Genomic DNA, 12153 nt, shown 5'->3' with positions numbered 1-12153 from the left:
CCTTGCGCAGCAGTTCCGGTTCCCGGCCGCCGAGGCCGGTCGCGGCGGCGGCGATGGCGAGGTTCTGCGGGGAGATCATCTTGCCGAGTACGCCGCCGGAGCTGTTGGCCGCGGCGAGGAGTTCCGGACTGAGACCGGAGGACTTGGCCGCTGCCACCTGGAGCGTGCCGAACAGGGCGTTCGCCGAGGTGTCGGAACCGGTGACGGCGACACCCAGCCAGCCCAGCACCGGGGAGAGGAAGGCCAGTCCGGCTCCGGCGCCCGCGATGCCGTGCCCGATGGTGGAGGTCTGCCCGGACAGGTTCATGACGTAGGCCAGTGCCAGCACGGTGGCCACTGTGAGGATGGCCCAGCGCAACTGGTGCAGCGTGCGTCCGTACGCCCGGACGGCGACGCCCGGGGTGATGGCCAGGAAGACCGCGGTGATCACGCCGCTGAGCAGCAGCATGGTGCCGGTCGCGGGCAGCCAGTTGAAGTTGAAGACCGTGGAGGCGACGGGCTTGCCGGTGACCGGGTCGGCGACGTGCAGCCCGGGCCAGTCGAAGAGGACCGCGCCCTTCTCCAGCACCTCCTTCACCGCGGGTATCTGGGTCACCGCGAAAACGACGATGATCACGAGGTACGGCAGGTAGGCGTTGAAGGCGGCACGCGGGCTGTCCTGGACGTCGGTGTCCGTGCCCGGCCGCCCGGTCTCCGGGGCGGACGGAGTGGCGGCGTCGCCTCCGGCACGACCGCCGTCGCGGTCACCGGTGCCCGTGGGGCCGGTGACCGGTGCGGTGTCCCCGGCCGCGGTGGCCGTGGCCGGCGTGTGCGTCTTCGACATCCGCATCACCAGCACGAGCACACTCACGGAGAAGAGCGAGGCGACGACGTCGGTCAGTTCCACCGAGATGTAGTTGGAGCAGACGAACTGCGACACGGCGAAGGCGATACCGCAGGCAAGGGCCGGCCACCAGGTCTGCTTCACGCCGCGGCGGCCGTCGACCAGAAAGACCAGCAGCACGGGCACGATCGCGGCGAGCATCGGGGTCTGCCGGCCCACGGTGGCCGAGACGTCCTCCAGCGGCAGGCCCGTCAGCGTGGACAGCGTGATGACCGGTGTGCCCATCGCCCCGAAGGCGACGGGAGCGGTGTTGGCCACCAGCGCCACCGTGGCCGCCTTGAAGGGTTTGAAGCCCAGGGCGATCAGCATCACCGAACTGATCGCCACGGGCGCGCCGAACCCGGCCAGCGCTTCGAGCAGCGCACCGAAACAGAAGGCGACGATGACGGCCTGCAGGCGCTGGTCGTCGGAGAGTTTGCTGAACGAGCGGCGCAGCACCTCGAAGTGCCCTGTGTCGACGGTCATCTGATAGACCCACAGGGCGTTGACCACGATCCACATGATGGGGAACAGCCCGAAGAGCGCGCCCAGCACCGCGGAGTTGAGGCTCAGGCCGACGGGCATGTCGTAGGCGGCCACCGCGACGACGATGGCGGTGCCCAGCGCGGCCAGCGCGGAGAGGGCGGCCTGGACTCGCAGCACGCCCAGGAGCACGAAGAAGACGATCAGAGGCAGGGCCGCGACGAGCGACGACCACCCCAACGACCCGCCCAGCGGGTCGAGTACGGGCTGGAACACGGTTCCTCCGGATGCGGGTACGGGATGAGGAGGGAAACGGGTACGGGCCGGGGAGACGGACTGGGGAGCCGGCTCACCAGGGCTGGACGCCGCGGATGGAGGCGTCGATGACCTGGACGGGGTGCAGCACGGGCAGCGGCTTGTCGAGATGGCGGGCGATCTGCAGCAGACAGCCGGGGTTGGCGGTGACCACGGCGTCGGGGGCGATGGCGCGGACGTTGGCGGCCTTGCGGCGGCCCAGCTCTTCCGCCGATTCGGGCTGAACGAGGTTGTAGACGCCTGCCGAACCGCAGCACATGTCCGCCTCCCCGATCTCCGCCACCTCCAGTTCCGGGACCGTGCGCAGGACGGCGCGGGGCTGTTCGCGGATGCCCTGGGCGTGGGCGAGGTGACACGCGTCGTGGTGGGCGATGCGCGCCGGCACCGGGTGGCGGGGGGCGAGCGGGGTCAGTTCGGCCAGCAGTTCGGAGATGTCGCGAATCTTGGCCGCGAAGGCCGCCGCCTGTTCGCGGTAGTCGGGGTCCTCGGCGAGCAGGCGCCCGTACTCCTTGAGCGCGGAGCCGCAGCCCGCCACGTTGATGACGATCACATCGACCTCGAGCGGCTCGAAGGCGTCGATGAGCCGTCGCGCCCTCGCCCTGGCCTCCTCCTCGCGCCCGGCGTGCTCGCTGAGCGCGCCGCAGCAGCCCTGTGAGCGGGGCGCCACGACGTCGCACCCCTCGGCGGTCAGCACCCGCACCGTGGCCTCGTTGACCGGTGCGAAGAAGACCTGCTGCACGCAGCCGGTGACCATGCCGACGGTGCGGCGTGCGGCGGCCGCGGGGTCGGAGGTGGCGCCCGTCGTACGGGCGGGGGTGTGCTCGGGTGTCCGGCGCAGCGCGGAGCGCAGCCGTACATCGGGCATCAGTGCCTCCAGGGCGCGCAGCCGCGCGGGCAGCCGGCGCAGCAGCCCGGTCCTCTCCAGCGCCCGCCGGACGCCGAGGCGCCGGTACAGGGCGCCGAGGACGGCGGCCGGCCGCAGCCTGCGCGGGTAGGGGAACAGACGGAAGATCAGTTCACGGAAGACGCGGTCGGAACGGGAACGGGCCCAGTTGCGCTCGATCTGCGGGCGGACGCTTTCGATGAGCCGGTCGTACTGCACTCCGGACGGGCACGCGGGCACGCAGGCCATGCAGCCCAGGCAGTTGTCGAAGTGGCCCACCGCGGCGGCGTCCAGAGGTGCTTCTCCCTCGCTGATGAGCTTCATCTGGTAGATGCGCCCGCGCGGTGAGTTCATCTCCTCGCCGGTCAGGGTGTAGGTGGGGCAGGCGGGGAGGCAGAACCCGCAGTGCACGCAGTCGGAGAGGAGTTCCGGGGAGGGCGGGTGGTGCGCGTCGAAGGCTCCGGTCGGGGCCGGGGCGTCGGGCGTTCCGCCGTGCTGCGAGGTCATGCGGCGCTCCCTACGGAGGGGGACGGGGGTGGATCGGGGTGGATCGGCGTGGATCAGAACCAGGGCGCGAAGCGGCCGGGGGCACAGCGGCCGTCAGGGTCGAACTGCTGCTTGAGCGAGCGCAGTACGGGGGCGGTGGGCGGGGCGGGCCCCCAGGACGCGGCCACGGCGTCGACGCCTTCGCGGCGCCGGCGCAGCGTCACGCTGCCCCCGGCTTCGTGTGCGGCCTCGCGCCAGGCGGTGAGGCATGCCGCGTGTGTGCCGGCGTCCCCGCCGCGCAGCCGCAGGGTGTGCACGCCCTGCGCGACGCCGCTGACCAACGTCGCCTCGACGCCCGCGTCTTCGGCGAGGGCGCGCAGCCGGCGGTGGAGGATGGGCAGCAGCGACGGGTGGGTGCCGGCGCGCAGCACGGTGTCGCCGTCCTCGCCGTGGACCAGGCCCGACAGCCGTTCCCAGGCGGCCTGTTCGGCGTCGGTGTCGAGTACGCGTGCCGCGGCCAGTTCGGGGATGTCGGCGGCCAGCCGGCCGCGGGCCGCGGCGCTGTCGGCGGTGCCGTGGAAGCGGACCAGCAGCTGCTGCCCGTCCCACTCCACCGCGACCGGCTCCAGCGGCGAGCGCATGGCGGCGCGGGCCGTCACGAGTGCCTGCGCGGGGTCCGGAACGGCCAGCGTGAGGGTCGCCGTCGCTTCGGGCAACGGGTGGACGCGCAGGGTGAGCCGGGCGATCAGGCCGAAGGCGCCGAGAGAGCCGGCCATCAGCTTCGCCAGGTCGTAGCCGGCCACGTTCTTGATGACACCGCTGCCCGTACGGACGACGGAGCCGTCGGCGAGCACCAGCGTCGCGCCGATCACCAGATCGCTCAGACCGCCGTACTTCAGGCGCCGGGGTCCGGTGTCGCCGCCGGCCAGCAGTCCGCCGAGGGTCGCGCCCGCGCGCTCGGTCGGCGGGTCGAGCGGCAGCCACTGACCGGAAGGGGCCAGCAGCTGCTGGAGCCGGGAGAGCGGCATGCCGGCCTCCACCGAGACCGTCCAGTCCTCGGCGGCGTGGCCGACCAGGCGGTCCAGGCCGGTGGTCTCCAGCACGACGTCGGTTCCGGTCACCGGGGCGCCCCAGCTCAGCGCCGTCCCGGCGCCCGTGAACAGCAGCGACCGCTGCTCCGCGGCCGCCGCCTCCACCGCTGCGGCGGTCTCGGCCAGGCTCGTGGGCCGTACCGTCGCCGGGCGCAGCGTGGTCGGAGACTCATCGGGCACCCGTGGTCACCACCTTTCGATCACGCCGGCCGCCTCCAGCGGGTGCGGCCGGTAACGGCCCGGGCGTTCGCCGCACAGCCGTGGGGTGGGCAGGACCTTGCCGGGGTTGGCCAGTCCGGCCGGGTCGAAGGCCGTCCGCAGCCGCGCCATGGCGGCCAGATCGGTCTCTCCGAACATGAGCGGCATGGAGCAGGCCTTGTCCAGGCCGATGCCGTGCTCGCCGCTGAGCGAACCGCCCAGCTCCACGCACATCTCGGCGATCTCACGTGACAGGCGTTCCGCCTGCTCCGCCTCTCCCGCCTGCTCGTCGAAGAGCACCAAGGGGTGGAGGTTGCCGTCGCCCGCGTGGAAGACGTTGGCCACGCGCAGCCCTTCGGCGCGCGACATGTCGGCGATGCGGGTCAGCGCCTCGGCCAGCCGGGTACGGGGGACGACGCCGTCCTGGACGAAGTAGTCGGGGCTGATCCGTCCCACCGCGGCGAACGCCGCCTTGCGTCCCTGCCAGATGAGCGCCCGCTCCCGGGCGTCCGCGGCGATGCGTATGTTCGTGGTGCCGTGTTCGCGGCAGAGGGCGACGACGCTCTCGAACTGCTCGTCGCATTCCGCTTCCATGCCGTCCAGTTCGACGACGAGGGCCGCGGTCGCCTCGGGGCTGTACCCGGCGTGGACGGCGGCTTCGCACGCCTCGATCGCCAGCGAGTCCAGCATCTCCACGGCCGCGGGCACGATGCCGGACGCCATGATCCCGCTGACGGCGCCCCCGGCCTGCTCCACCGTGGGGAAGTCGGCGACGAGCGTCCGTACGCTCTGCGGAGTGCGCAGCAGGCGGACGGTGATCTCGGTGGTGATGCCCAGAGTGCCCTCGGAGCCGATGAACAGGCCGCGCAGGTCCGGTCCCGCGCTCTCCGGGGCGTCGCCGCCGAGGTCGGCTGTCGTGCCGTCCGGCAGCACCACCCGCAGGGCCTGGACGTGGTGCACGGTGAACCCGTACTTCACACAGTGGGCGCCGCCGGAGTTCTCGGCGACGTTGCCGCCGATGGTGCATACCACCTGGCTGGAGGGGTCCGGTGCGTAGTAGAGGCCGTGCGGCGCGGCGATACGGGATATCTCGGCGTTGGTGACGCCCGGTTCGAGGACCATGCGGCGGTCCTCGGGGTCGAACTCGATGACACGCCGCATCCGGGCGGTGGAGATGACCACTCCCCGGGCGACCGGTACGGCGCCCCCGGACAGCCCCGTTCCGGCGCCCCGTGCGACGAACGGCAGCCCCGCCCCGGCGCACAGCGCCACGGCGGCGGCCACTTCTTCGGTGCTGCGGGGCAACAGGACGAGGGCGGGGACTTCACGGAAGCCGGTCAGGCCGTCACACTCGTAGGTCCGCAGCTGGAGGGGATCGGAGAGTACGGCGTCGGCTCCGAGCGCGGCTTCGAACTCGCGGCGCAGTGCGGTGTCGATCATGGCACCGTGCCTCCTGACCCGTTGATCCGTTGGCGGAACGGCAGTTTCAGCGAATTCCAGAGTCCGGAATTCAAGGACCGCGAGACGGAACCTAGGTGCCTTGCATCTATGGGTCAACCCTTCGTTGCATCTATGTTCCACCCGGTGTTGACGCACATGTCCGCGGCCGACTGCGCGAGAGTGGGTGGATGGACTTTCGTGATCCGCCGCGGACCGCTGCCTGGCAGCACGTCGAGGCCCGCTCGGGGTTCGAGGTCGTGTACTTCCACAGCGTCGACGACGGCTGGCGTATCGACGGCTGCACGACCGCGGTCGAGGACGGCCATACGTGAATCGTCGACTACACGGTGGAAGCCGATCGCAGCTGGACCACCCGCGGCGCGCGCATTTCGGGCCGGTCCGCCGCGGGTTCCCGCACGACGACACTGACGGCCGACGGCGCCGGACACTGGCGGATCGACGGCGAGGCCGCAGCGCACCTGGACGGTTGCCGCGATGCCGACCTGGAGTCCTCCGCGATGACGAACGCCTTCCCTGTGCGCCGGATGCGGTTGGCGGCCGGCGCTCGCGCCGAAGCCCCCGCCGCCTACGTCCGTGCGGCGGACCTCGCCGTCGAACGGCTCGAGCAGACCTACGAGCGCGTCACCGACGAGGCCGGGCAGCAGCACTACGACTACGCCGCACCCGTCTTCGACTTCGCCTGCCGCCTCGTCTACGACAACTCCGGCCTCGCGCTGGCCTATCCGGGAATCGCCACGCGCGTCACCTGACGCCTCAGGTCTCCAGCTAGTCGACGACGGAGCCGCAGCTGATGTTGGCGACCGTCGCCGTCATGCCGCCGGCCCGGTCCGAAGCCATGAAGGCGGCCACGTTCGCGACGTCCTCCAGTGACGGATTGCGCCGCAGCAGGGATCCGGGAACGCCGAGGCCGTCGTCCTGAAGGAGCTGTTCGAGCGTCGTGCCCAGATGCTCGGCGGCCCGGCCCCAGACCTGCCTGGTGTGCGAACCGAGCCGTGCCGTCTCGGGGATGGCGTCCGGCCGCAGGCAGAGCACCCGGACGCCGTACGGCCCGACTTCACCGGCCAGCAGCCGGGAGAAGGCTTCGACGGCCGCGCACGCGACTCCGAAGCCGTCCGAGGGATGGGTGACGCGCGCCGCCGTGGCCGACAGCGGCAGGATCACACCGGATCGCTGCCTCATCATGTGCCGTGCCGCCGCCGTGGCGGTGAGGAACTGCGTCGTCGTATGGGTCGCGATCGGGAGGCTGAAGTCCTCGGGCGACAGCTCCGTGAGCGGCCTTCCCTGGACGTGGTCGACCCCGACGGCGTTGAAGGAGACATCGATGCTTCCCGCCTTCCCGGCCACGGCGTCGGCGTGCTCCCGGACGGCTCGCGGGTCCAGGGCGTCGACCTGAGCCGTGTCCGCCGCGCCCCCGGCTGAGTTGATCTCCCTGGCCAGTGCGCCGAGCGTTCCCAGGGTGCGCCCCGCGAGGAAGAGCCTCGCCCCTTCACGGGCGAACGCCCTGGCCACCGCGGTGCCGATGGCTCCGGCCGCGCCGTAGATGACGGCGTTCTTCTCCTGCAGCAGCACTTTCGGTCCTCCGGGTCGCGTGACGCCAGAGAATCAGGCCATCGCCGCGCAACTGCCGCACCACGCCGTTGCGGGGTGAAGAGGCGTCAGCACGCGTCGGTCACCGACAGTTGACGTTACCGCGGCCTCTCCGCGCTGGCGGGGCCGCCGGATGCGAGGGCTCAGGTGGGGGGCGCTTCGCTCACACGGCCTCCCCGGATTCCGTACACGAGGTGCCCCTTATCCCCCTAGTCAGCCTGGTGCGCTGCGGGGTAATTTTCAGCCTCCGGTCACTGACTGTCGTGGCCGGATCGCAGACCGGGTAAGGGCGGTGCGCTGTTGCGGGATTACAGCCTTCCACCGCTGGTGGAGCCGCTGCGCTCCGGCGGCCTGGCCGACTCGGTGTACGAGACGGCGGCGCGCGAGCCGGGGTTGCCGCAGCTGGCGCGCAGGGAGAGCCCCGACGGCAGTTCGGGGCCATGGCGCGAGATGTCGGCGGCGGCCTTCCACGACCAGGTGGTGGGGCTGGCGAAGGGGCTGCTCGCGCAGGGCGTGCGGTTCGGTGACCGGGTCGCGGTGATGTCGCGTACCCGCTACGAGTGGACGCTGTTCAGCTTCGCCCTGTGGTCGGTCGGCGCGCAGGTCGTACCCCTCTATCCGACGTCCTCGCCGGAGCAGGTGCGCTGGGCGCTGGGCACCTCCGGTGCGTTCGCCATCGTCGTCGAGCACGAGGACCACGCGATGTCGGTGGGCTCGGTGTGCGGCGGGCTCCCGGAGCTGCGCCACATCTGGCAGCTGGACGCGGGCTGCGTGGGGTGGCTGACCGAGGCGGGCCGCGGCGTGACGTACTCAGAGGTGCACCGGCACCGCTGGGCGGTCACACCGGACGCGCCGGCGGCGCTCATCTACACCTCCGGCACCACCGGACGTCCCCGTGGCTGCGTCATCACGCACGCCAACCTGGCCGCGGAGTGCGACACCCTGATCGCGGGCTGGGGCGGGCTGATGGGGGAACCGGGCCAACAGCCCGCCATCCTGGCCTTTCTGCCGATCGGTCATGTCTACGGGCTGATGGTCACGGTGCTGTGCGTGCGCGGCGGATACCTGCTCGGGCATCAGCCGGAGATGGCCACACGCGAGTTGCTGCCCGCCCTCGCCTCGTTCCGTCCGACGTGTCTGTTCGCGGTGCCGTACGTCTTCGAGGCGCTCTACGCGCGGGCCCGCATCCGTGCTCTGGAACTTGACCGCGGCGAGCTGTTCGACCGGGCCATGGACACCGCCGCCCGGTACGCGGAGTCCGTGGAGACGCAGACGCTGGGCACCGGGCCGGGGCCGGGCACGGGGCTGCGGGCGCGGCACGCGGTCTATGACCGGCTGGTGTACCGGCGGGTGCGGGAGGTGCTGGGGGGCCGTACCCGCAGGGTGGTCTCGGCCGGCTCGACTCTCAGCCGTGAGCTGGGGCTGGTGATGGCCGGCGCCGGGATCACCGTCTACGACGGCTACGGGCTGACCGAGACCACGGGCGCGGTCACGGCGCAGCCGCCGGGCCGGCCGCGGTTCGGCACGGTGGGGCGTCCGATGCCGGGTGCGGCCGTGCACATCGCCCGCGACGGCGAGGTCTGGGTACGCGGCCCGATGGTCTTCCCCGGCTACGCCGAGAGCCGGGAAAAGGAAAGCGCGGAGGCCGACGACCGGCAGGAGAACGGGGAAACGCTGCGGGACGGCTGGCTCGGGACCGGCGACGTGGGTTACCTCGACGACGGCTATCTGGTCATCACCGGCCGTAAGAAGGACGTCATCATCACCAGCGGCGGCCGGAGCGTGGCCCCGCTGCTGCTGGAGGCCCGGCTGCGCGCCCACCCGCTCATCTCCCAGGCACTGGTGGTGGGTGACAACCGTCCGTTCATCGCCGCCCTGGTCACCCTGGACCCCGAAGTGCTGCAGTACTGGCAGCTGGCACAGGAGCAGGGGCAGTACCAGGACCCACCACACCAGCACCAGGACAGGGGTGACAGGAGAGCGCAGCAGGGCGCCGGCGGTACGCCCGCGGAAGAGCTGGAGCGGGAGATCGGACGGGCGGTGGCGGCGGCCAACAGCGTGGTCTCGCGTGCCGAGTCGATCCGCGCCTTCCGCATCCTGGCGGAGGAGTTCAGCGTGGCGGACGGCCTGATGACACCGTCACTGAAACTTCGGCGGGATGCGATCACGCGGATGTACGCGGCCGAGATCGAAGAGCTCTACGCGCACTGAGCGCGCTCCCGGGCGGCCGGGCCACATCGGGCACGGCAGGCGTGGTCCAGCAATGTAGCAGCGACGCGGGGCCAGGCACCGGTTCTTGTCAGGTCGTGACGAACCCTCGACCACACCCTCACACACGGCATTAGCGTCCGTCGCACTTCGAAGACGAGTGCGAGAGGAGGGCGCATGCGGTCGGCCATCAGCCAGGCTCTAGCGTCCGGGCGTGCGATCGGCACCCTGCTGGTCGTGTTTTCGCTCGCGGCGACGCTCGCCGCGCTGTTGCTGCCCGTTTACCTGTTCGATGGCAACCGGACCGTGGCCGCGGCCCGGCAGGGCTGGCTGGACGACGGTGGCGGGATCAGGAGCACGAAATACGGACCGCTCTCCTCACTGGACCGGGACTTCGTACGCAAAGTACGACTGGCCGGTCTCTGGGAGCTTCCGGCGGGACGGTCGGCTCAGGAGCGCGGCGGACGGGCCTCCGTGCGTCGCGCGGGCAACCATCTCGTCGACGGCCACACGGAGTTGGACCGGCTGGCCGTCAAGGCCGGCCGTGCACTCGACATCGAGCTGGGCAATCAGCCGACCGGAAAGCAGCGCGACTGGCTGGAGCAGATCTACGAGGCCCGGGGCGACGAATTCGACAGGCGCTCGGTCAACCTGCTGCGCCAGGCACACGGCGCGGTGTTCACCCTCGTCGGCCTCGTACGGGACCAGACCCGCAACTCGATGGTGCGGGCACTGGCGACCCGGGCCAACGCCGTCGTCCTCGACCACATCACCGTCCTGGAGGACACGGGACTCGTGGACTTCGACGCGCTGAACGACGTGAACTGAGTGGAGTGAAGTCGCATGAGACAACAGAGCCATAAACGCACGCGCACAGCGAGCAGGAAGACCATCGCGATCGTCTCGGCACTGGTGCTCGCCGGCGGCGGAGCCGCTGCGATCGCCGCCAACGCCAACGCCGGGGACGAGGGGGCGCAGGCACAGCCCGTGCAGACCATCGACTGTCCTGACGTGAGCCTCGCCATGGGTGAGGTGCCCGAGGCGGCCAAGGCCGAGGTGGGCAGGGGGGTCGCTACCCTGGACCGTCAGGTCATGGACGCGTACGGCCAGTGGTCGTCGAAGCAGGCCAGCTCCGAGGATGTTCTCGGGAAGCTGCAGCAGCAGCGCGGCGAGACCATCCGCGGGATCGCGGACGCCGTCGAGGAGGAGGGTGCCAAGGCGCCCGCCGAGCTGGAGTCGATGGCCGGCTGCAAGATGATGCAGGACAAGGACGCCCAGCCGGTGGAGCAGAAGGCTGAGGGCGAGGAGGGCGACGGCGGCCAGGGTCAGCAGCCGACCGGGCCGGTTCCGGAGGACTTCGTCGACATCAAGACCGTCGAGCCGAACGCGCCGCAGGAGCAGGAGGGCGGCTCGACCGGCAGCTTCAGCACGAAATGCGGCACCAACGAGGAAGGCCACTTCAACTCCGACAACGTGATCGCGGCACCCGGAGTCAGCAACGGCGCCCACCACGTGCACGACTACGTGGGCAACCTCTCCACCGACGGTTTCTCCAGCGACGAAAGCCTCGCCGCGGCGGACACGACCTGTGACAACGGGGACCTGTCCACGCACTACTGGCCGGTGCTGCGGTCGCTCGACGGCGAGGTCGGCGGGGAGCAGCAGAACACCGCGATGCACAGCATGAACGCTCAGGGTGAGACGGGCGACTGGCAGGGCCAGGGCGAGGAGCCCGGCGAACAGCCCAGTGAACAGCCGCCGGGTGACGACCAGGGCGCCGACCAAGGTGCGGACCAGGGCGCCGATCAGGGCGCGGACCAGGGCGCCGACCAAGGCGCCGACCAAGGCGCCGACCAAGGAGCAGATCAAGGCGCCGATCAAGGCGCAGATCAAGGCGCCGATCAGGGCGCGGACCAAGGAGCCGACCAGGGCGCGGACCAGGGCCAGGGCGGCGGCGAGGGTGACGAGCCGGGCGAGGGCGGCGACGGTGGTGCCGCGGACGGCAACGTCGGAACCATCCTGAAGCCCGCCTCCGCGGAGCTCACCTTCACGGGCAGCGCCTCGGGCGACGTGGTCGCGATGCCGGAATTCCTGCGCATCATCACCGGTGACGCCAAGTCGTTCACCAACGGCACCGCGAACGCGAACGCCTCCTGGAGCTGCGAGGGCTTCGAGGACCGTCAGCTGACGGACAAGTACCCGATCTGCCCCGAGGGCAGCAAGACGATACGCAGCCTGAAGTTCCAGAGCTGCTGGGACGGCCAGAACACCGACAGCGGCAACCACCGCGATCACGTGGCCTTCGCCGAGGAGGACGGTTCCTGCCCGGACGGCTTCCAGGCGATCCCGCAGCTGGAGCAGAAGATCAGCTACGACGTGCCGCTCGACAAGGCCGCGAACGCGGACACCCCGTTCGCGCTGGACAGCTTCCCCGAGCAGCTGCACAAGCCCGTCACCGATCACGGTGACTTCATCAACGTCATGCCGACCGACCTGATGGACGAGGCGGTGAGCTGCATCAACGAGGGCCGCGAGTGCGGCTGACGCCCGATTCCCCCGCGGGGCCCGTTCCATGCCTC

At 71.1% G+C, this 12153-nt stretch carries 10 protein-coding genes; 5 read left to right on the top strand and 5 right to left on the bottom strand.

Translation table 11 applies throughout. The features are described from left to right. From ACRDP3_RS15585 to ACRDP3_RS15570, 4 genes are all read right to left on the bottom strand, one after another. Window positions 1-1621, bottom strand: a 1621-nt coding sequence (locus tag ACRDP3_RS15585) for an L-lactate permease (protein ID WP_431517543.1), incomplete at its 3' end; no start/stop codon positions are given. Window positions 1622-1694: 73 nt separating this feature from the next. Then, window positions 1695-3050 (bottom strand): (Fe-S)-binding protein, encoded by a 1356-nt coding sequence (locus ACRDP3_RS15580; RefSeq protein WP_431517542.1) that lies wholly within the window; start codon window positions 3048-3050, stop codon window positions 1695-1697. Window positions 3051-3103: 53 nt separating this feature from the next. Next, entirely contained in the window at window positions 3104-4300 is a 1197-nt protein-coding gene (locus tag ACRDP3_RS15575) for an FAD-binding oxidoreductase (RefSeq protein ID WP_431517541.1), read from the bottom strand. A 6-nt stretch (window positions 4301-4306) separates the two neighbouring features. After that, on the bottom strand, window positions 4307-5758 hold the full coding sequence (locus tag ACRDP3_RS15570; RefSeq protein WP_431517540.1) for an FAD-linked oxidase C-terminal domain-containing protein: 1452 nt from the start codon (window positions 5756-5758) through the stop codon (window positions 4307-4309). A gap of 188 nt (window positions 5759-5946) precedes the next feature. On the opposite strand from ACRDP3_RS15570, the gene ACRDP3_RS15565 reads away from it, so the two are divergent. Together ACRDP3_RS15565 and ACRDP3_RS15560 are read left to right on the top strand one after the other, a co-directional pair. Further along, complete coding sequence (locus ACRDP3_RS15565; protein WP_431517539.1) at window positions 5947-6090, top strand: hypothetical protein; 144 nt, start codon at window positions 5947-5949, stop codon at window positions 6088-6090. Window positions 6091-6105: 15 nt separating this feature from the next. Further along, complete coding sequence (locus ACRDP3_RS15560; protein ID WP_431517538.1) at window positions 6106-6528, top strand: putative glycolipid-binding domain-containing protein; 423 nt, start codon at window positions 6106-6108, stop codon at window positions 6526-6528. Between the two features lie 16 nt (window positions 6529-6544). Here the strand turns inward: ACRDP3_RS15560 and ACRDP3_RS15555 are convergent, their stop codons facing one another. Then, the gene (locus ACRDP3_RS15555; RefSeq protein ID WP_431517537.1) at window positions 6545-7348 is read right to left on the bottom strand and encodes an SDR family NAD(P)-dependent oxidoreductase; all 804 of its coding nucleotides are present in this window, start codon (window positions 7346-7348) and stop codon (window positions 6545-6547) included. A gap of 318 nt (window positions 7349-7666) precedes the next feature. Between ACRDP3_RS15555 and ACRDP3_RS15550 the strand changes: the two genes are divergently transcribed. From ACRDP3_RS15550 to ACRDP3_RS15540, 3 genes are all read left to right on the top strand, one after another. Then, window positions 7667-9577 carry an AMP-dependent synthetase/ligase gene (locus ACRDP3_RS15550; protein WP_431517536.1) on the top strand — a complete coding sequence of 637 codons (1911 nt, stop codon included), beginning with the start codon at window positions 7667-7669 and terminating at the stop codon, window positions 9575-9577. Between the two features lie 174 nt (window positions 9578-9751). Continuing rightward, entirely contained in the window at window positions 9752-10402 is a 651-nt protein-coding gene (locus tag ACRDP3_RS15545; protein ID WP_431517535.1) for a DUF4142 domain-containing protein, read from the top strand. Window positions 10403-10417: 15 nt separating this feature from the next. After that, window positions 10418-12118, top strand: coding sequence for a DUF1996 domain-containing protein (locus tag ACRDP3_RS15540; RefSeq protein ID WP_431517534.1), 1701 nt, complete (start codon window positions 10418-10420; stop codon window positions 12116-12118). Window positions 12119-12153 lie beyond the last annotated feature (35 nt).

The organism is Streptomyces sp. (assembly GCF_050698815.1).
GTDB lineage: Bacteria > Actinomycetota > Actinomycetes > Streptomycetales > Streptomycetaceae > Streptomyces.
This window is presented reverse-complemented; position numbering and strand designations above follow the sequence as displayed.